Source organism: Streptomyces lateritius (genome assembly GCF_014649715.1).
GTDB lineage: Bacteria > Actinomycetota > Actinomycetes > Streptomycetales > Streptomycetaceae > Streptomyces > Streptomyces lateritius.
Map to the genome: position 1 here is coordinate 95,869 of NZ_BMTO01000005.1, position 19,747 is coordinate 115,615.

14 protein-coding genes are annotated in these 19,747 nt (G+C 72.3%); 6 read left to right on the top strand and 8 right to left on the bottom strand.

The genetic code is table 11. The annotated features are described in order from the left end of the window. Positions 1 to 18: 18 nt before the first annotated feature. Positions 19 to 669: a hypothetical protein gene (locus IE136_RS11545; RefSeq protein ID WP_158984579.1), complete on the bottom strand. Its 651-nt coding sequence runs from the start codon at positions 667 to 669 to the stop codon at positions 19 to 21. After that, the gene (locus IE136_RS11550; RefSeq protein WP_158984578.1) at positions 666 to 2,303 is read right to left on the bottom strand and encodes a serine/threonine-protein kinase; all 1,638 of its coding nucleotides are present in this window, start codon (positions 2,301 to 2,303) and stop codon (positions 666 to 668) included. The genes IE136_RS11545 and IE136_RS11550 overlap by 4 nt, the downstream gene beginning before the upstream one ends. A gap of 645 nt (positions 2,304 to 2,948) precedes the next feature. Here IE136_RS11550 and IE136_RS11555 point away from each other — a divergent pair. Continuing rightward, on the top strand, positions 2,949 to 5,012 hold the full coding sequence (locus IE136_RS11555) for a phosphocholine-specific phospholipase C (protein ID WP_189600271.1): 2,064 nt from the start codon (positions 2,949 to 2,951) through the stop codon (positions 5,010 to 5,012). A 71-nt stretch (positions 5,013 to 5,083) separates the two neighbouring features. Here the strand turns inward: IE136_RS11555 and IE136_RS11560 are convergent, their stop codons facing one another. Continuing rightward, the gene (locus tag IE136_RS11560; RefSeq protein WP_158984574.1) at positions 5,084 to 5,884 is read right to left on the bottom strand and encodes a DeoR/GlpR family DNA-binding transcription regulator; all 801 of its coding nucleotides are present in this window, start codon (positions 5,882 to 5,884) and stop codon (positions 5,084 to 5,086) included. 153 nt (positions 5,885 to 6,037) lie between these two features. On the opposite strand from IE136_RS11560, the gene IE136_RS11565 reads away from it, so the two are divergent. Both IE136_RS11565 and IE136_RS11570 read left to right on the top strand, forming a co-directional pair. After that, positions 6,038 to 7,024: an SIS domain-containing protein gene (locus IE136_RS11565; protein ID WP_158984572.1), complete on the top strand. Its 987-nt coding sequence runs from the start codon at positions 6,038 to 6,040 to the stop codon at positions 7,022 to 7,024. After that, positions 7,024 to 7,878 (top strand): class II fructose-bisphosphate aldolase, encoded by an 855-nt coding sequence (locus IE136_RS11570; protein WP_158984570.1) that lies wholly within the window; start codon positions 7,024 to 7,026, stop codon positions 7,876 to 7,878. Before IE136_RS11565 ends, IE136_RS11570 begins: the two co-directional genes overlap by 1 nt. Here IE136_RS11570 and IE136_RS11575 read toward each other — a convergent pair. The 5 genes from IE136_RS11575 to IE136_RS11595 form a co-directional block, all read right to left on the bottom strand. After that, entirely contained in the window at positions 7,865 to 9,613 is a 1,749-nt protein-coding gene (locus IE136_RS11575; protein WP_308432409.1) for a VanW family protein, read from the bottom strand. The two genes, IE136_RS11570 and IE136_RS11575, sit on opposite strands and share 14 nt — an antisense overlap. 433 nt (positions 9,614 to 10,046) lie before the next feature. Then, positions 10,047 to 11,489, bottom strand: a complete 1,443-nt coding sequence (locus IE136_RS11580) for a GH1 family beta-glucosidase (protein WP_158984568.1) — start codon at positions 11,487 to 11,489, stop codon at positions 10,047 to 10,049. Between the two features lie 77 nt (positions 11,490 to 11,566). Next, a complete protein-coding gene (locus IE136_RS11585) occupies positions 11,567 to 12,493 on the bottom strand; it encodes a carbohydrate ABC transporter permease (protein WP_158984566.1) in 927 nt (308 codons plus the stop codon). A gap of 4 nt (positions 12,494 to 12,497) precedes the next feature. Further along, positions 12,498 to 13,499 carry a carbohydrate ABC transporter permease gene (locus IE136_RS11590; RefSeq protein WP_158984564.1) on the bottom strand — a complete coding sequence of 334 codons (1,002 nt, stop codon included), beginning with the start codon at positions 13,497 to 13,499 and terminating at the stop codon, positions 12,498 to 12,500. A 100-nt stretch (positions 13,500 to 13,599) separates the two neighbouring features. Next, entirely contained in the window at positions 13,600 to 14,949 is a 1,350-nt protein-coding gene (locus tag IE136_RS11595) for an ABC transporter substrate-binding protein (protein ID WP_158984562.1), read from the bottom strand. Positions 14,950 to 15,155: 206 nt separating this feature from the next. Here IE136_RS11595 and IE136_RS11600 point away from each other — a divergent pair, with 206 nt between their 5' ends. The 3 genes from IE136_RS11600 to IE136_RS11610 all read left to right on the top strand — a co-directional run bounded on the left by IE136_RS11600 (position 15,156) and on the right by IE136_RS11610 (position 19,677). Further along, on the top strand, positions 15,156 to 16,184 hold the full coding sequence (locus IE136_RS11600) for a LacI family DNA-binding transcriptional regulator (RefSeq protein WP_189600272.1): 1,029 nt from the start codon (positions 15,156 to 15,158) through the stop codon (positions 16,182 to 16,184). A gap of 181 nt (positions 16,185 to 16,365) precedes the next feature. After that, complete coding sequence (locus IE136_RS11605; protein ID WP_229818780.1) at positions 16,366 to 17,409, top strand: phosphatase PAP2 family protein; 1,044 nt, start codon at positions 16,366 to 16,368, stop codon at positions 17,407 to 17,409. A 45-nt stretch (positions 17,410 to 17,454) separates the two neighbouring features. After that, positions 17,455 to 19,677: an NADP-dependent isocitrate dehydrogenase gene (locus IE136_RS11610; RefSeq protein ID WP_189600273.1), complete on the top strand. Its 2,223-nt coding sequence runs from the start codon at positions 17,455 to 17,457 to the stop codon at positions 19,675 to 19,677. The last annotated feature ends 70 nt before the right edge of the window (positions 19,678 to 19,747 follow it).

Genomic DNA, 19,747 nt, shown 5'->3' on the forward strand with positions numbered 1-19,747 from the left:
TGCGGGAGGGTGCGGGACTCAGGCGCACCGGTAGGTGAACGCGGCCGAGGCGGTGTGCGGGGTGGGCGAGACGATCACCAGCCGGGCCGTCGCCCGGTACTCGCCCCGGCCGTGGAAGGTCCAGAGCAGGCGGAGCCTCGCCTGCTCCTGATGGCGTGCCAGCCTCTCCCGCAGCAACCCGGACGTGGTGCCGTCGCTGCGCTCCCAGCGGTACGTCACCGTGCCGGGAAGCCCGTCCGTTTCCACCACGGCCACGACGTCCGCCGTGCCGTCGCAGCCCAGCGTCCCAGGCGGGGCGACGACCGCGACCCGGCGGACGGACACCTCGGGTCCGAAGCGCTGCCAGGCGAGGAACGCCGGCACGGCGAGGAGCACCAGGCCGGCCAGGGCGTACCGGCGCAACCGCCGAGGGCGGGGCCGGGGCGGGGGGCCGTCACTGCCGTGGCCGGTGAGGGTCCCGTGCCAGATCCGCGCCGCCGTGGGCCCGTCGGCGGGGCGGGCGAGCGCGGTCGCCGTCACCCCGGGACCGAAGCGCAGGACCTCGCCCTCCACGCGGTCCGGCGCCACGTCGTGCGTCGGACGTTCGAACCAGTGGCTGCCGAGGACGGTGGCGCTGTACTCGTCGGGGTCGAACGGGGGGCCGTCGTAACGGGGCCGGGGATCGTTCATGAGACCGTGCACCGCCTGGTGAGAATCTGCTGCGTGGAACCGCCGTTCGCGGCCGAGGGACTCGTCGTCGCCCGCACACCCCAGTAGCACCCCTGGCCCTGGAAGGCGTGGGTGAGGGTGAACGTGTACCGCGTCGCTCCGCTTCGCCCATGGCTCTCGGATCCGTCGGAGACGCCGGGCTCGCCCTGGGCGTCGCCGGTGAACCAGGTGACGGACAGGGTCACCGGCCCGGGGCCGTCGGTCACCACCTCGAACGTGGCCTCGGCCTCTCCCGGACCCTTCTGCCGAAGACCGGTGACCGTCACCTCCTTCACGGCGACGGGCCGGGCGCTCGGCGGCGCGGACCCGGGCTCCGTGGAGGGAGGAGGAGGCGAGGACGTCGGTGCGGTGGGAGAGGCGGGCGGAGACGGCGGGGGAGTGGTCGGCGCGCTCGACGGTGAACCGCTCGGGGGAGACGCCGCCGTGGGCGGGGCGGAGAGCGGAGCCTCGGACGACGGAGCCGCCGACGAGGGGGCCGGGGACGCCGGGGCGGAAGCCGTCGGCGACATACCGGGGAGCTCGCTGGTGGTGGCGAGGGCCTGCGCCGTCGTACGGCCCGGCGCCTCGTCGCCCGCCCGGGCGGCGACGGCGGCCAGAACGCCGAGGATCAGCGCCGCCACCGCGGCCGGCCACGCCCGGGGCCGGCCTCTCGGCATCCGAAGACGCGGCGGGGGTGGTGGGGGCAGGGTGGTCGTGGCGACGGTGGTCGTCCCCGTGGTCGGCCCGTCCGCCGAGGGGAAGAGCAGGGGCAGAAGGGCGGCGAGGGCGGCGAGCCTCCGCTGACCGCGCTCCTCCCAGTCGGGCCCGTAGCCGGCGGTGGCGACGGCTTCCAGCTCGGCCACGAACACCGCCGCGTCCACGGGCCGTTCGCGCGGTACCTTCGCCAGACCGCGCCGGATCAGGGGACGCAGCGGTTCCGGCGCGTCCTCGTCCGGGACGGGCGCCTCGATGTGCCGCAGCGCCAGCTCGGCGAGGTTCTCGCCCGCGAACGGCTTACGGCCGGTCAGACACTCGAAGAACGTGGCCGTCGCCGCGTAGACGTCGGCGGCGGGCGAGGCGGGCTCGCCGTGCCACTGCTCCGGAGCCATGTACGCGGGGGTGCCGGCGACCCCGGGCGTGCTGCCGTGGTCCGTGGCGATCCCGAAGTCCACGAGCTTGGACGAGCCGTCGGCTCCGACCAGGACGTTCTCGGGTTTGTAGTCGCGGTGCACGACGCCCGCGCGGTGCGCCGCGGCCAGCCCGAGCAGCGACCCCTTGAGCACGACCAGCGCCGCCTCGGCGCCGGTGGCCCCCTCCCGGGAGAGCAGCGCGCGCAGGGCCACCCCGTCGACCAGCTCCATGACGATCGCGGCGCCCCGCGGGGCTTCCACGTACTCGTAGAACCGCACGACATGGGGCGTGTCGAGGCCGCCGAGCAGCCGGGCCTCCGCACGGAAGCCTCGCACGAAGGCGGCGTCGGCCCGCATGCGCTCGGCGAGGTACTTCACCGCCACCGGCACGCCGGTGGCGTCATGGACGGCCAGGACGACGCGTCCGCTGCCACCCGAACCCAGCTCCCGGTACTCGGTGTAACCCGGGACCGTCCACGCGTCCATCCCGCCCCCCTCGGTGGCGACCGCATGCCCGCGCCCGCCCTGCGATGGTTCACGCCTTTTTCAGAGGGGACAGATTCCGGCCACGACCGGTTCCCGTCCGCGTGGAAGACGCAGGCCGCCGGAGCCGAGGGCCGAGGGCGTCAGTCGAGGAGCCGCCCGCAGGTGCGGGCGCCGGCGCTCCCCTCGTCCCGCAGCCCCCGGAGAGCTCAGGAAGATCGGCGCTCCGTGTCGCGGGCTCTGCCGGCCCGAACCCGGCCCGAACCCGGCACGGACCCGGCCGAACCCGCCCCGGACGCATCCGGCGTCCCGGGCGATCCGTATGCCGCCGTCCGTGATCGACCCGGCCGCGTTTCGAGCGGTCCGTGCAGCGGGCCGGGGGCCGCTTCACCGAACTCGACGCCGCCGTCGGGCATGGACTTCTCGTGCGAGTCCATGGACTCTTCGCCGCGCGGCCCCGGGCGTGGTGGACCGGCCGAGGGCCGCCCCCTACCGTGAACCCGGCCGTGGGGACGTCCGCTCCCTCCCCGCGTTCACGTCCTGTACCGCGCCCCCACGCGTCGCCGACACACCCCCTTCCTCTCACCGACTGATCTTGGGCTCGCTCACCACACCGTCCCCCGGAATCCATCAGAGGTGCTCAGACACATGACCGAACTTAACCGGCGCCGGTTCCTCCAGATCGCCGGCGCCACCGCCGGCTCCGCCGCGCTCCAGAGCAGCATCGCGCGGGCCGCCGCCATCCCCGCCGCCCGCGCCTCCGGGAGCCTCGCCGACGTCGAGCACATCGTCGTGCTGATGCAGGAGAACCGCTCCTTCGACCACTACTTCGGCAAGCTGAACGGCGTCCGCGGATTCGGCGACCCCCGCCCGGTCACCCTGCCCAGCGGCAAGCCGGTCTGGTACCAGCGCGACGGCGGCAAGGAGGTCCTGCCGTACCACCCGACCGCCGAGGACCTCGGCATGCAGTTCATCGCGGGCCTCAACCACGACTGGGCCGGCGGCCACAAGGCCTTCAACAACGGCAGCTACGACCAGTGGATCCCCGCGAAGTCCGCCGGCACGATGGCGTACCTGACCCGCGAGGACATCCCCTTCCACTACGCCCTCGCCGACGCGTTCACCGTCTGCGACGCGTACCACTGCTCCTTCATCGGAGCCACCGACCCCAACCGCTACTACATGTGGACCGGCTACACCGGCAACGACCGCACCGGCGGCGGCCCGGTCCTCGGCAACGACGAGCTGGGATACGGCTGGACGACGTACCCCGAGCGTCTGGAGCAGGCCGGGATCTCCTGGAAGATCTACCAGGACGTCGGCGACGGCCTGGACGCGGCCGGGCACTGGGGCTGGATCGACGACGCCTACCGGGGCAACTACGGGGACAACTCCCTTCTCTACTTCAACTCCTTCCGCAACGCCCGGCCCGGCAGCCCGCTGTACGACAAGGCCCGCACCGGTACGAACGTCAAGAACGGCGACGGGCTCTTCGACGTCCTGCGGGCCGACGTCGCCGCCGGCCGGCTGCCGCGGATCTCCTGGATCACCGCGCCCGAGGCGTTCTCCGAACACCCCAACTGGCCGGCGAACTACGGCGCCTGGTACATAGCGCAGGTGCTCGACGCGCTGACCTCCAACCCGGAGGTGTGGAGCAGGACCGCCCTGTTCATCACGTACGACGAGAACGACGGCTACTTCGACCACGTCGTCCCGCCCTACCCGCCGGCCTCCGCCGCCCAGGGCCTCTCGACCGTCGACACGACGCTTGACCACTTCCCGGGCGACTCGCGGTACGCCGCCGGCCCCTACGGCCTCGGCCAGCGCGTCCCGATGCTCGTCGTCTCGCCCTGGAGCAAGGGCGGGTACGTCTGCTCCGAGGTCTTCGACCACACCTCGATCATCCGGTTCATGGAGCGCCGCTTCGGGGTGACCGAGCCCCACATCTCCCCCTGGCGCAGGGCCATCTGCGGCGACCTGACCTCGGCCTTCGACTTCGGCCTCGAGGACACCGCGCCCGCCGCCCTGCCCGACACCGCGGGCTACCGGCCGCCGGACGGTGACCGCCACCCCAGCTACGTGCCGAAGCCGCCCACCAAGCCGGTCCCGCCCACCCAGGAGCCCGGGGCCCGCCCGACCAGGGCGCTGCCCTACGAGCTGTACGTGGACGGGGCGTCCACTCCCTCGACCGGCCGCTACACCCTCACCTTCGGCGCCGGCGCCAAGGCCGGCGCCTTCTTCCACGTCACCGCTCTCGGCCGCACCGACGGCCCGTGGACCTACACGGCGGGCCCCGGCAAGAACCTCGCCGACACGTGGAACACCGCGTACTCCGCGGGTGTCTACGACCTGACGGTGACCGGCCCCAACGGCTTCCTGCGTACCTTCAAGGGGCCGGGCAGGACCGCGGGACCGGAGGTGACGGCACGCCACGACACCGTCGGCGGCAACCTGGTGCTGACCATGACCAACCCGGGCGCGGTCGACGTCCACCTCAAGGTCACCAGGGCCGCCGCCTACGGGGGCGGGACGCAGACCTTCAAGGTGGTCAAGGGCGCCACGGTGACGCACACCGTGGATCTGCGGGGCAGCCGACGCTGGTACGACGTGTCGGTCGTCTCGGACGCGAACGCCACGTTCCTGCGGCGCTTCGCCGGCCATGTCGAGACCGGCGCGGCGGGCGTCAGCGACCCGGGCATCATCACGGGCTGAGTCGCGGGCCGGGCCCGGTCCGGCTTCGGGGCCGAGGCGCGGCCGGCCCCATGGGCGGTGCGGACCGGCGGTCAGACGGGGACGACCTCCACCCCGGCGTCCGTCAGCCGCCGCACCGCCTCCGCCGGGATCGCCGCGTCCGTCACCAGGACGTCCACGCGGTCGAGCCCGCAGATCCTGGCGAAGGCGCGGCGGCCCAGCTTGGAGGAGTCGGTGACCACGACGACGCGGCTGGCGCGCTCGGCGAAGAGCCGGCTGATGCCCGCCTCGTCCTCGTGGTGCGCCATGATTCCCAGCTCGGGATCGATGCCGTCGACACCGAGGACGACGACGTCGAGCACGACCTCGTTCAGCACACCGGCCGCCAGCGGGCCCACCAGTTCGTACGTCTGCGGGCGGGCCACACCTCCCGAGACCACGATCTTGATCTGGGGCCGTACCGCCAGCTCCCCGGCGATGTTCAGGGCGTTGGTGACCACCGTCAGAGCGGGGGAGCGCGGGGACGCGGTCGACTCCGGCCCGCCGCCGGCGAACCGGAGCGCCAGCGACCGCGCCACCTCGGTCGTCGTCGTACCGCCGTTGAGGCCCACCACCTCGCCCTCGTGGATCAGTTCCGCGACGGCCGCCGCGATGCGCTGCTTCTCGGAGGCGTGCCGGGAGGACTTGTAGCGCAGCGGAAGTTCGTACGAGACCCCCTGCGGGACGGCCCCGCCGCGCGTGCGGAGGAGCAGCCGCTGCTCGGCGAGCTCGTCCAGGTCCCGGCGGATCGTCGCGGGGGAGACGTCGAGGGTGGCCGCGGCCTCCTCGACCTCCAGCCTGCCGGTGGCCGCGAGCAGTTCGAGGAGCGTGTTCCACCGCTCGTGCTTGGACATGAGCGCGATCCTATCCCCGCCCGCAGGGGGAGTCCCCTGGACCGGAGGCCCCGGCTGGTGGATACTGCGCATCATTGGATGCTCGAAGTTGCTCGAAACTCAGCTTATCGGAGCAGTAACGAGCAGAGTCCGTAGTCTGTGAAGGAGCCGCACGTGCCCACCTCGGGTCCCTCCCGCACCGCCGTCGAGATCACCTCCCAGCCCGCCTGCTGGCGCAAGGCCGCCGCGACCCTGCCCCAGCACCGCCCGGCGCTCCCCACCCGGGGCGAGCGCGTCGCCGTGGTCGGCTGCGGCACCTCCTGGTTCATCGCCCAGGCCTACGCCCGGCTGCGCGAGAGCGGCGGCCACGGCGAGACCGACGCCTTCGCCGCCTCCGAGTTCCCGCGCGGGCGGGGCTACGACCGGGTCCTGGCCATCACCCGCTCGGGCACCACGACGGAGGTCCTCGACCTCCTCGCCGAGGTCGCGGGACCGGTACCCACCGGTGCCCTCACCGCCGACCCGGCGACCCCCGTCATGAGCGCGGCCGACGCCGTCGCCGTCCTCGACTTCGCCGACGAGGAGTCGGTCGTCCAGACCCGCTTCGCCACCACCGCCCTCGCCCTGCTCCGCGCCCACCTGGAGGCCGAGGACGCCCGCCCGGCCGGGGTCCGCACGGTCGAGGAGGCGGCCCGCGACGCCGAACGGGCCGTCTCCGCACCCCTCGCGGCCGACATCACCGGTGCCGAGCAGTTCACCTTCCTCGGCACCGGCTGGACCTACGGCCTCGCCCTCGAAGCCGGCCTCAAGATGCGCGAGGCCGCCGGCGCCTGGACCGAGGCATACCCGGCGATGGAGTACCGCCACGGCCCGATCAGCATCACCGCCCCCGGCCGTGTGGCCTGGGCCTTCGGCCCCGTCCCCACCGGTCTCGCCGACGACGTCGCCCGCGTCGGCGGCACCCTCGTCGCCGAGTCGGGCACCGCCGCGGACCACCTCGACCCCATGGCCGACCTCATCCGCGCCCAGCGCCTCGCGGTCCTGCTCGCCGAGGCCCAGGGCCAGGACCCGGACCGGCCCCGCAACCTCACCCGCTCCGTCGTCCTCACAGCGACCGCCGCGACCACCGCCACCGCGGGTACCGCCGGGGAGAACGACTGATGCCGCTCACCACGACCGACGAGATCGTCCTCGGCGCACGCGAGCGGAACGCCGGCGCGGGCGCGTTCAACGTCGTCCAGATCGAGCACGCCCAGGCCATCGTGGCCGGGGCCGAGGCCGCCGGTCTCCCCGTGATCCTCCAGATCAGCGAGAACACCGCCCGCTACCACGGCTCCCTCGAACCGATCGGGCTCGCCACCCTCGCGATCGCCCGTCGGGCCGCCGTCCCCGTCGCCGTCCACCTCGACCACGCCGAGTCCCTCGACCTGGTACGGGAGGCGGTCGCCCTCGGTTTCCGCTCCGTCATGTTCGACGCCTCGAAACTCCCGTACGAGGAGAACCTGGCCGCCACCCGCGAGACGACGGACTACTGCCACCGCCACGACGTCTGGGTGGAGGCCGAACTGGGCGAGGTCGGAGGCAAGGACGGCGCCCACGCCCCCGGCGTGCGCACCGACCCCGACGAGGCGCGGGCGTTCGTCACGGCCACCGCCGTCGACTCCCTCGCGGTCGCCGTCGGCAGCTCCCACGCGATGGTGACCCGGGACGCCGTCCTCGACTTCGAGCTGATCGCCCGGCTGCGGGAAGCCGTCGGCGTGCCCCTCGTGCTGCACGGCTCCTCGGGCGTCGGCGACGTCGACCTCGCCTGGGCCGTCAGCGCGGGGATGACGAAGGTGAACGTCGCCACCCATCTCAACAAGGCGTTCACCCGGGCGGTACGGACCCACCTGGAGGAACAGCCGGCGACCGTCGACCCGCGCCGCTACCTGGGCCCCGCGCGCGACGCCGTCGCCCACGAGGTCACCCACCTGCTCCAGGTCCTCGCCGCCGACGTCGAACTCAGTCGCACGTGACGCGGTCGCGCGGGGTGTAGTGCGTCCGGAAGGTCTCCCGGCCGACCTCCTCCCCACCGTCCCGGAAGACCCGGTCCACCGTGATGTCGAAGCCCTCCAGCGGGGTCTGCGGCTCGCACTTGGGGCCGGTTCCCTTCCGCTCCCCGGGCTCGGTCAGGTTGGTGCGGGGACCCTCCACCGCCTCCACGGAGTCGTACTTCTTCGTGCCGTAGAAGGTGACGGTCACCGACGAGTCCGTGGAACTCGCCTCGATGTAGATCGCGTTGCCCGAGTCGTTGCGGAACTTCAGGTCCAGCGTCCCCCAGGCCACGGTCGCCTCCCGGCCCGCCGGGTAGCGCTCGATGTAGAACGAGTGCGCGCCGTACTCCACCGGCTTGACCCCGGCGAAGAAGACCGCGTTGAAGACGGTGGTGGCCACGGCGGACACACCGCCGCCCGGCGCCGAGTGGTACTGCCCGTCGAGGATCATCGTGCCGTCCACGAAGCCGTTGGCCTTGGTGCGTTCGCCGACGGTCCGGTTGAAGCTCCACACCTCCCCGGGCCGCACCAGCGAGCCGTTGATCAGCTCGACCGCCCGGCCGATGTTGACCGTCCGGTAGGGCGCCGCGGGGAAGTGGACCGTGAAGGTGGACATCTGCTCCCTGATCCCGAGCTTCGCCACCGACTCCCGGGTCAGCTCCGGCTGGATCAGCTCGGCGGCGAGGGGCCCGGTCCGGGCGGCGGCGCCCGTCTTCGGTAGCAGCGGCCGGACGGCGTCTCCCAGCGCCTTCGCCGAAACCTCGTGGCCCGGCCGTCCGTCCGTCTCCACCACCACCCTGCCGTCCCGTACGCCGAGTTCGCCCTCGACCGGCCCGGTGGCGATCGCGTCGAGCGGGCGTGCCACCTCCGGGTCCTTCCTCAGCCCCTGCGCGTCGAGGGAGGCGGTCAGGCGGCCCTTGTCGTCCGCCGCCACCTTCAGATGGTCGGAGAGGGTCGCGGGCGCGATCCCCAGGCGCTCGCCGTCGGTGGTGAGCGTCACCGGTCCCGACATGGCCGGGGTGCCGAACTCCTTCATGAAGCGCGCGACCTCCGCCGCGCCCACCTTCGGACGGGAGACCGTGGCCGGCAGGACGACAGGGCGCGGGCCGATGCCCGGATAGGCCGCGCGCAGGGCGTCGACGGCGCCGTCGACGGCCAGCTTCAGTCCGTCACGCGGCTGCACCGCCACGGCGTTGCCCTCCTTGAAGGAGACCGCGCCCTCGACGGTCCTGCGGTCGAACATCTCGGCCGTCCGGGCCATCCGCGCCCGCGCCTTGTTCTCGTCGAACGCCACGACGGGCTCGATGTCACGGTCCTCGGAGGAGAACAGCCGGCCGATCACCGTGACCGGGTCGCGGGAGGGATCGGCGGCCCGGTCGGCGGTCTTCGCCGCGTCGACCGTGAGGCCGGCCGCGGCCGGCTCGACGGTGCCGGTGTTGTCACCGACCCGTACGGTCATCGGCTCGGTCCACGAGGCGGGCGGCGCGTCGGTGAGTTTCCGCCGGGCCTCTTCGCGGCTCATGCCGCCTATGTCCACCCCGTCCACCCGGGTGCCGCTGGATATGTCGTCGCCGGTGGCCACGAGCCCCGCGGCATACAGACCGCCGGTGGCCACGAGGACCGCGCCCGCCGCCGCCACCGCGACCCGCGTCCGCCGGCCGCGGCGGGACGAGCGGGACGGATAAGGAGCGTCGTCGTCGTGCCTGGAGCCGCGCACACAGCCTCCCGGTGCGGTCGGGGTCCCGAGCTACACCCGCGACGTTACGCCGAGCGGGTGCACCACGCATGTCGGAATCCGCTGACCCGGCCTTACGCACCGCATGCCAGGCACCCCCCCCGGTACGCTGGACGGGTGCGGTCCGCCGCCGCCCCCACCACCCCCCGCCCGCGACCGGGCGCTCGCGATCCGCGTCGCCGTCGCCGACGCAGGACGGCCCGTCGCGGCGAAGGCCCTGGCACGGCACCTCGGCTGCGCACCGCCCCTCCGTGTACCACCTGGCCGGGCCGCCGGTCGCCCGAGGTCATCTCGTACGGACGGCCGACGGGTACGCGCCGGGGCCGAGGATTCCCGCGCTGTACCGCTCCTGCCGGCTCCACCGCCGACTCGGGTTGGGGCGCGATGGCCGAACTCGCGCCCCGCACCGCCTGAGTCAGACCTCCTGCGGCGCGACGAGCTCCCCGGACCGCGCCACCCGCCCGTACCAGTGCGCGCTCGTCTTCGGCGTGCGGGCCAGCGTCGCGTAGTCGACGTGGACCGCGCCGAACCGCTTCGCGTAGCCGTACGCCCACTCGAAGTTGTCCATCAGCGACCAGAGGAAGTAGCCGCGGACGTCCACCCCGTCCTCGATCGCCCGGTGCACGGCGTCCAGGTGCGCGTGGACATAGGCGGCGCGCTCCGGGTCGTGGACGGTGCCGTCCGCGCCGACCTCGTCCTCGTAGGCGGCGCCGTTCTCGCTGATCACCAGCGGCAGGCCGGGGTAGTGGGAGGAGACCCGGGTGAGCAGGTCGTACAGGGCGCTCGGGTCGACGGCCCAGCCCATCGCCGTGCGCTCGCCCGGCGCCCGGTGGAAGGCGACCGAGTCCGCGCCGGGCCAAGGCGAGTGCTCGCTGTTGCCGTGGCCGTCGTCCTGCGGCTTCTCCCCGCCCTCCGCGACGTGTGAGACGACCGTCGGGGTGTAGTAGTTGATGGCGAGCAGGTCCAGGGGCTGACAGATCGAGGCCGTGTCACCGTCCCGTACGAAGGACCAGTCGGTGACGGTCGCGGTGTCGGCGAGCAGGTCCTCCGGGTAGGCGCCCTCCAGCATCGGGCCGAGCCAGACCCGGTTGCCGACGGCGTCGATCCGGCGGGCCGCGTCCAGGTCCTCGGCCGATCCGGTCAACGGGCGTACCTCGTGCAGGTTGAGCGAGACCGCGAGCTGCCGGTCCGCCGGCAGCGCGGCCCGCAGCGCCTGGACGGCGAGGCCATGGCCGAGGTTGAGGTGGTGGGCGGCGCGAAGGGAGGCGACCGGGTCGGTCCGGCCAGGGGCGTGGACCCCGGAACCGTAGCCGAGGAAGGCGCTGCACCAGGGCTCGTTGAGCGTCGTCCAGCGTGTCACCCGGTCACCGAGGGCCCCGGCGACGATCCCCGCGTACTGGGCGAACCGCTCCGCGGTCGCCCGCTCCGGCCACCCGCCCGCGTCCTCGAGATCCTGGGGAAGGTCCCAGTGGTAGAGGGTGAGGGACGGTTCGATGCCGGCGGCGAGCAGCTCGTCGACGAGCCGGCGGTAGAAGTCCAGGCCCTTCTGGACGGCCGGGCCCCGTCCGGTGGGCTGTACACGGGACCAGGACACGGAGAACCGGTAGGCGTTCACGCCGAGGTCCGCCATCATCCGGACGTCGTCACGGAAGCGGTGGTAGTGGTCGACGGCCACATCGCCGGTGTGGCCCCCGACGACCTTCCCCGGCGTGTGCGAGAACGTGTCCCAGATCGAAGGGGTACGGCCGTCCTCCGCCGCGGCGCCCTCGATCTGGTAAGCGGCGGTGGCGGTGCCCCAGAGGAATCCGGCCGGGAACCGGCGGGTCGTCGTGCGGGGGCGGGGATCTGTCGCGGTCATGCGGAAGTGCTCCCGAGTGAGAGGAGTGTACGTACGGAGTGGGGGGCGGCCCGGCGAGGGAGGGCGGCCCGGCCGGCTCAGCTCTTGACGGCGCCCGAGGTGATGCCGCCGACGATGTGCTTGCCGAGCACGGCGAAGACCAGCAGCAGCGGCAGCGTGGAGATCAGCGCGCCGGTCAGCACGACCGCCTGGTCGACGGTGTGGTTGCCCGCGCCGAGGCCGGCCAGGGCGACCTGGAGGGTCGGGTTCCCGTCCGGGGTCAGCGCGATGAACGGCCAGAAGAAGTCGTTCCAGGCCTGGACGAAGACCAGCATTCCCAGCACCGCCATCGCGGGCCTGGCCACCGGGAACACCACGTGCCAGATGATCCGCAGGCTGTGCGCGCCGTCCATCCGGGCCGCCTCGACGAGCTCCACAGGCAGCGCCTCGATCAGGTACTGCCGCATGAAGAACACGCCGAACGCGGCGACCAGGGACGGCAGGACGACCGACTGGAGCTGGTCGACCCAGCCCAGGTCGGTGATGATCCGGTACAGCGGGATCACGCTGAGCTGCGGCGGGATCGTCATCGTCGCCACGACGAGCGCGAGCATGGCGTTGCGTCCCTTGAAGGGCAGCTTGGCGAAGGCGAAGCCGGCCAGGGTGGAGAAGAGGACCGTGGAGAGGGCGACCAGGCCCGCGACGACGGTCGTGTTGATCAGCGCCTCGCCCATGTCGACCTGGTTCCAGGCGAAGGTGAGGTTGTCGAAGAGGCGGGGCCCGGGCAGCAGCGGGGCCGGAGCCTCCACCACGCGCTCGCCCGAGTGCGAGGCGGCGACGAGGTTCCAGTACAGCGGGAAGAGCGAGACCAGGGCGGCCAGGCCCAGCAGGACGTAGGTCAGCGGGCCCGCGTGGTGCTGTCGGCCGGCGGACGGGCGCCCGAAGCGCCGCTTGCCGTCGGGAGAGGGGCGCCGCTTCCCGTCGGACGTGGAGCGCGGCTTCCTGTCGAGGGTCGTGTGCGTCATGAGGTCAGGCCCCCAGTTTCTTGCGGCTCGCCCGGGAGAAGAGCATCCGGACCGCCCCGACCAGCAGCAGGAGCAGCAGCATCACCCAGGCGATGGCGGATGCCTGTCCCAGCGCGCCGGTCACCCAGCCCTTCTCGTACATCAGCAGGCTCAGCGTCTGGAACTGGTTGCCGCTGCCGCCGCTCACGCCGAGACTGCCACCGAAGATCATCGGCTCGCCGAAGAGCTGCGTGGCGCCGATCGTGGACACGATGACCGTGAACAGGATCGTGGGGCGGATCGACGGAATGGTGACGCTGAGGAACTGCCGCCATCGGGAGGCCCCGTCGAGCGCCGCCGCCTCGTAGAGGTCCTGTGGCACCGCCTGCATCGCGGCCAGGTAGATCAGCGCGTTGTACCCGGTCCAGCGCCAGGTCACGATCGTCGAGATGGCGATCTGGGCCGGCCACTTGGAGGACTCCCAGTCGACCGGCTCGAAACCGACCCAGCCGAGGACGGTGTTGATGAGTCCGTAGTCGGTGTTGAAGAGCTGCGCGAAGACGAGGGTCGCCGCCGCGATCGAGGTGGCGTACGGAGCGAGCACCGCGACCCGGAAGAAACCGCGGCCGCGCAGCTTGTAGTTGAGCAGATGGGCCAGGCCCAGGGCCATCAGCAGCTGGGGAACGGTCGAGACCACCCCGATGGTGAACGTGTTGGCCAGGGCGTTCCAGAAGAACTCGCTGTCCGCGAGGTGGGCGTAGTTGTCCAAACCCCTCCACTCCGCGTCACCGCCGAGCTCGACCCGGTGGAGCGAGAGCCAGCCCGTGTAGAGCAGCGGGAAGAGCCCGAAGGCCGCGAAGGTGAGGAAGAAGGGGGCGACGAAGGCGTACGGGCTCAGCCGCAGGTCCCACCGGTAGAGCCGGCTGCGCCGACCGCTGTGCGGGGGAGGCGTGGCGCGGCGGGTGGGGGAGGAGGGCGGGGCCGGCGGCGGGGTGCCGTCGGCCGCGGCCCGGAGGGAGGTGGCCACGAGGGGCGTCCCTTCGGTGTCGGTGCGCGTGCGGTGCGTTCGGAGGAGTAAGGCCGGACGGCCGCCCGGCGGGGGAGCGCCGGGCGGCTCGTCGGCGCCGCTACTGCTCGATCTTGTCCTCGATGAGCTTCTTGACGTTCTCCCACGCCTTCGCGGGGTCGGTGCCGCGCTGCTCGATGTCGAGGACGCCGTTGTCGGTGATGAAGGTCTTCACCTGGCCGTCCCAGCGGCTGATGGGGGCGGGCGTGATGCCGGCCGCCGCGTCGGAGTAGATCTTGCCGACCGGGGTGTCGCCGAAGTACGGCAGCTTGGCCTCCTGCACGACCGTGGAGGTGAGGGTGTGCTTGGTGGAGGGGATGTTGCCGTTCACGCCGAAGACCTTGGCGTGCTGGGCCGGGGCGGTGAGCCAGGCGGCCAGCTCGGCGGCCTCCTTGGCGTGCTTGCCGGACTTCGGCACGGCGAGGAAGGAGCCGCCCCAGTTACCGGCCACCGGCGGTGCGGCGATGTCCCACTTGCCCTGATTGCCGGCGCCCGCCTGGTCCTTGATGATGCCCGTCATCCAGCTCGGGCAGGCGACCGTGGCGAACTTGGAGTTCTTGAAGGCCGCGTTCCAGGTGCCCTTCTCGTCGAACTGGCGCAGCTTGGCGGTGACCCCGCTCGTCGCCGCCTCGACGGCGGTGTTCCAGGCCAGCTTCACGCCGGGGCTGTTCTCGTAGTCGAGTTCACCCTTGGTGTTGGCGTACTGCACCGGCTGGCTGGAGATGACCGCGTTGAACAGCCCGCTCGCGGAGTCGTGGAAGGCGGTCCCGGCCGGGGCGTTCTTCTGGTAGTTCTTACCCGTCGCCAGGAACTTCGACCAGTCGCCCTGCCACAGCTTGGCGACCTCGGTGCGGTCGGTCGGCAGCTTGGCCTTGGCGAACAGGTCCTTGTTGTAGCAGATGGCCATCGGGCCGATGTCGGTGCCGAGACCGATGACCTTGCCGTCGGGGGTGGTGGCCTGATTGACCTTCCAGTCGAGGAACGCGTCGAGATCCGCGCCGCCGGTCTTGCCGAGGTCGACCCACTTGTCGGCCATGGCGGGGCCGGTGGCCTCCGCGACGTACCCGACCTCCAGGGCCTGGATGTCGGCGAGACCGCTGTTGCGCGAGAGACGCAGCTTCAGGGTGTCCCAGTACTTCTGGCCGTCGGCGACGTTGGACTCGACGATCTTGACGTTGGGGTGCGACTTCTCGTACTCGGCGTAGAGCTTGGCACCCGTCTTGTCGTCGTAACCGAAGGAGCCGAAGGTCCCTATGCGCAGGGTGATCTTTCCGTCGCCGGCCTCGCCGGAACCACCGTCGGCGCCGCAACCGGTGATCAGGGCGGTGCAGGCCGCGAGGCCCGCCACCGCGGTGATCGCGGTGCCGCGGCGCCTCTGTCTGCTGCGGTGGCTCGTGCTGGAAGTGCGCATACGACTCTCCTCGTCCAGGGTGGAGCGCCCGCGTGGTCTCTGATGCGGCCACGTGTGGGAGCGCTCCCACTGCGTCTCGCCGGAAGGTTGCTGCCTGGCCGGTACGGGTGTCAAGAGGTATGCGGGGATCCGTTACGCACTCGGTGGGAGCGCTCCCACTGTTGATAAGGTCGCAGGAACACAGGGGACGCGAGGGGAGACGGCAGATGGTGGTGAGCGGGCGCCAGACCGGCAGGCCCACCCTGGAGGAGGTCGCGGCCAGGGCCGGTGTCGGCAGGGGCACGGTCTCCCGGGTGATCAACGGCTCCCCGCGGGTGAGCGAGCAGGCCAAGGCCGCCGTCGACCGGGCCGTCGCCGAACTCGGCTACGTACCCAACCGTGCGGCGCGGGCGCTGGCCGGCAGCCGTACCGACGCCGTCGCGCTGGTGATCCCCGAGACCGAGGCCCGGCTCTTCGCCGAGCCCTACTTCCTCGACATCATCCGCGGAGTCAGCGCCGAACTCGCCGATGCGGACAAGCAGTTGCTGCTCACCCTCATCCGCAGCGACAAGGAGCGGCAGCGGTTCGAGCAGTATCTCGCCGCCCAGCGCGTGGACGGCGTGCTCCTGGTGTCGGTCCACGCCGACGACCCGCTGCCCGACCAGGTGCGCGCCCTCGGACTGCCGGCCGTCCTCAACGGCCGTCGCTCCGAGGCCGAACCGGTGGCCTACGTCGACTCCGACAACGTCGGCGCCGGACGTTCCGCCGTCGCCCATCTCGCGGGGCGCGGCCGCCGTCGTATCGCCACCGTCACGGGCCCCCTCGACATGTACGTCGCCCGCTGCCGCCTCGACGGCTACCGTCAGGGCCTCGCGGAGGCGGGCCTCGCCTCCGACGCCGCCCTGGTGGCCACCGGCGACTTCACGGAGGAGGGCGGCCGGCGCGCCATGCGTGAGCTGCTCGCCCGCACCCCGGACCTGGACGCGGTCTTCGCCGCCTCCGACGTCATGGCGGCCGGCGCGCGCGGGGTGCTGCGCGAGGCGGGGCGCCGGGTCCCCGAGGACGTGGCCCTGGTCGGGGTCGACGACTCGGCGGTCGCCCGGCACATGGACCCGCCCCTGACCAGCGTGCGCCAGCCGATCGAGGAGATGGGGCGCACGATGGCCCGGCTCCTGCTCCAGGAGATCGGGATCGCCTCCGAGGAGCAGCCCCGCCGCGTCCTGCCGACGGAGCTGGTGGTCCGGGACTCCTCCTGAGGGTGCGCCTCGGGACGGCGGGACAGCGCCCGACGGTGACCGCCACCCCGGCCGCGCTCGCTCCGGCCCGGGCGGCCCGGGTGACGTGGGCGCCTCTGCCGTTCCCGCGCGGATCCCGCTCGGCGATTCGTTCGGGTGCGTCCAGCGGGCGGGTGAGGGCCCGGCGGGTTCGAATCGGGGCATGGCCCCCTACGACAGGCTCCGTACGGACGACGGGGCACCGCAGCTCGAGACCGCCACGTGGTGGTACGCGGCCGTCGCCGGCGAAGCGTCCGACTCCTTCTGCACCCGGGTGCGCAAGCGGATGCGGGGCGCCTGCCTCGCCTCGGTCCTTCTCCTCGCGGTCGTCTACGCCGGCCTCGTCCTGACCGCGACAGGCCAGCGCTGGGAGAACGCCGTGCTCACGGGACGGCTGGCCGACGAGACGCTGGCCGCCGCCCACGCGGCGAACCGCACGCTGCAGCACATCACCCTCTCCTCGCTCGCCGCCGCCCTGCTGACGCTGACCGTCATCGGGATCCTCCGGCGGCGATCGCTGCTCACATTCGCGGCGCTGGGCACGGTCACCGTCTCCGTGTGCCTCGCCGAGCTGCTCAAACGCCACCTGCTGACCCGCCCGGACCTGGCAGACGCGCCCCCGCACCTGATGCCCAACAGCTTCCCCAGCGGACACACCGCCATCGCCATGAGCGTGATGTTCGGTCTCGTCGTGGTGGTCCCGTACCGGAAGCGCGGCCTCGCGGTCGGCCTGTGCGCCCTGTGGGCCACGGCCGTCGGCGCGTACACCGTGGCCGCCGGATGGCACCGGCCCAGTGACACCATCGGCGCCGGCCTGCTCGTCCTCGCCGTGGCCTGCGGGCTCCTCGCCCTGCTCGCCCGCCGGGGCAAGCTGGGGCCCGCCCGCAGACGCCGCTTCCCGCTCCGCACCCTCTTCGTGACCCTCCCGCTGTGCCTCGTCGCCCTCGGCGGCCTCGGCATCGGGCTCGTCCTCCTCGTCGACTCGATGTTCGTCCTCGCGCCCGGCGACCCGCACCTTCCCCGCCTCGCCTACCGGGCAGGACAGGCCCTCGCCGCCGGGGCGAGCGCCGCGGCCACGCTCCTCCTGCTCGGGCTGCTGCGCCATGTCGACCTCGACGCCCGACCGGTTCCGTACCAGCTCACGGGATCCGTCACACCCGAGGAACCAGGGCCCTTTCCCCCCGACCCCGATCACGAGATATCTTGATGTCGAGCAATCTCGCAGACGCAGACGTGGAGCGGAGCACACCCGGTGACTGACTCGACCATCATCTACACGCACACTGACGAGGCGCCCGCCCTGGCGACGTACTCGTTCCTGCCCGTGATCCAGGCTTACGCCTCGACCGCCGGGATCAATGTCGAGACCCGTGACATCTCCCTGGCCGGCCGCATCATCGCCAGCTTCCCCGAGCGTCTCGAAGAGGGGCAGCGCATCGACGACGCCCTCGCCGAGCTCGGCGCGCTGGCCAAGACGCCCGAGGCCAACATGATCAAGCTGCCGAACATCTCGGCCTCCATCCCGCAGCTCAAGGCCGCGATCGCCGAGCTCCAGGCGCAGGGCTACGCCCTCCCGGACTACCCGGACGACCCGCAGACCGACGAGGACAAGGACGTCCGCGCCCGGTACGACAAGGTCAAGGGCAGCGCCGTCAACCCGGTCCTGCGCGAGGGCAACTCCGACCGCCGCGCCCCCGCCTCGGTCAAGAACTACGCCAAGACGCACCCGCACCGCATGGGCGCCTGGACCCCCGACTCGAAGACCAACGTCGCCACCATGGGCGAGAACGACTTCCGCTCCACGGAGAAGTCGACCGTCGTCTCCGAGGACGGCACGCTGCGCATCGAGCACGTCGCCGCCGACGGCACCACCACCGTCCTGCGCGAGTCGGTCCCGGTCCTCGCCGGTGAGGTCGTCGACGCCTCCGTCATGCACGTCGCCGCCCTGCGCACCTTCCTCGGCGAGCAGATCGCCCGTGCCAAGGCCGAGGACGTGCTCTTCTCCGTGCACCTCAAGGCCACGATGATGAAGGTCTCCGACCCGATCATCTTCGGCCACGTCGTGCGCGCCTTCTTCCCGAAGACCTTCGCGAAGTACGGCGAGGTCCTCGTCGCCGCCGGTCTGTCCCCCAACGACGGCCTCGGCACCATCCTGAACGGCCTCGCCTCCGTGCCCCACCTCGGCGAGGAGATCAAGGCGTCCTTCGAGGCGGAGATCGCCGAGGGCCCGGCCCTCGCCATGGTCGACTCCGACAAGGGCATCACCAACCTGCACGTGCCGTCCGACGTCATCGTCGACGCGTCCATGCCGGCCATGATCCGCACCTCCGGCCACATGTGGGGCCCGGACGGCCAGGAGCACGACACCCTCGCGGTCCTTCCGGACAGCAGCTACTCCGGCGTCTACCAGGCCGTCGTCGACGACTGCCGCGCGAACGGCGCCTTCGACCCGTCGACCATGGGCTCCGTCCCGAACGTCGGTCTGATGGCGCAGAAGGCCGAGGAGTACGGCTCCCACGACAAGACCTTCGAGATCGCCGCGGCCGGCACCGTCCGCCTCGTCGACGCCGCCGGGAACGTCGTCCTGGAGCAGGAGGTCGCCGAGGGCGACATCTTCCGCGCCTGCCAGACCAAGGACCTGCCGATCCAGGACTGGGTCAAGCTCGCCGTCACCCGCGCCCGCGCCACCGGCTCCCCGGCCGTCTTCTGGCTGGACGAGACCCGCGCGCACGACGCCCAGCTGATCGCCAAGGTCGAGCAGTACCTCCCGCAGCACGACACCGAGGGCCTGGACATCAAGATCCTGTCCCCCGTCGAGGCCACGAAGTTCTCCCTGGAGCGCATCCGCCGCGGCGAGGACACCATCTCGGTCACCGGCAACGTGCTCCGCGACTACCTGACCGACCTCTTCCCGATCCTGGAGCTGGGCACCAGCGCCAAGATGCTCTCGGTCGTCCCGCTGATGAACGGCGGCGGTCTCTTCGAGACGGGCGCCGGTGGCTCGGCCCCCAAGCACGTCCAGCAGCTCGTCAAGGAGAACTACCTGCGCTGGGACTCGCTGGGCGAGTTCCTCGCACTCGCGGTCTCCTTCGAGCACCTGGCGACCACCACGGGCAACGCCCGCGCCCAGGTCCTCGCCGACACCCTCGACCGCGCCACCGGCACCTTCCTCAACGAGGACAAGTCGCCGAGCCGTCGCCTCGGTGGTATCGACAACCGCGGCAGCCACTTCTACCTGGCCATGTACTGGGCCCAGGAGCTGGCGAAGCAGACCGACGACGCGCGGCTCGCGGAGGCCTTCGCCGGCCTGGCCAAGACCCTGACCGAGCAGGAGGAGACCATCGTCGCCGAGCTCATCGCGGTCCAGGGCTCCCCGGCCGACATCGGCGGCTACTACCAGCCCGACGCCGCCAAGGCCTCGACCGTGATGCGCCCGTCCGCCACCTTCAACGAGGCCATCGCGTCCCTCGCCTGATCGGGGTCCACCGCGCCCGATCGCGGTGCGACGACAGCCGGGGCCGCCCCGGCCGGACCTCCGTCCGGCC

Excerpts from the sequence above, each read along its gene's own strand:
- IE136_RS11570 (WP_158984570.1), top strand. The coding sequence starts at position 7,024 with ATGCCGCTCACCACGACCGACGAGATCGTCCTCGGCGCACGCGAGCGG.
- IE136_RS11585 (WP_158984566.1), bottom strand. The coding sequence starts at position 12,493 with ATGACGCACACGACCCTCGACAGGAAGCCGCGCTCCACGTCCGACGGG.
- IE136_RS11580 (WP_158984568.1), bottom strand. The coding sequence starts at position 11,489 with ATGACCGCGACAGATCCCCGCCCCCGCACGACGACCCGCCGGTTCCCG.
- IE136_RS11595 (WP_158984562.1), bottom strand. The coding sequence starts at position 14,949 with ATGCGCACTTCCAGCACGAGCCACCGCAGCAGACAGAGGCGCCGCGGC.
- IE136_RS11605 (WP_229818780.1), top strand. The coding sequence starts at position 16,366 with ATGGCCCCCTACGACAGGCTCCGTACGGACGACGGGGCACCGCAGCTC.
- IE136_RS11600 (WP_189600272.1), top strand. The coding sequence starts at position 15,156 with ATGGTGGTGAGCGGGCGCCAGACCGGCAGGCCCACCCTGGAGGAGGTC.
- IE136_RS11550 (WP_158984578.1), bottom strand. The coding sequence starts at position 2,303 with ATGGACGCGTGGACGGTCCCGGGTTACACCGAGTACCGGGAGCTGGGT.
- IE136_RS11545 (WP_158984579.1), bottom strand. The coding sequence starts at position 669 with ATGAACGATCCCCGGCCCCGTTACGACGGCCCCCCGTTCGACCCCGAC.
- IE136_RS11555 (WP_189600271.1), top strand. The coding sequence starts at position 2,949 with ATGACCGAACTTAACCGGCGCCGGTTCCTCCAGATCGCCGGCGCCACC.
- IE136_RS11560 (WP_158984574.1), bottom strand. The coding sequence starts at position 5,884 with ATGTCCAAGCACGAGCGGTGGAACACGCTCCTCGAACTGCTCGCGGCC.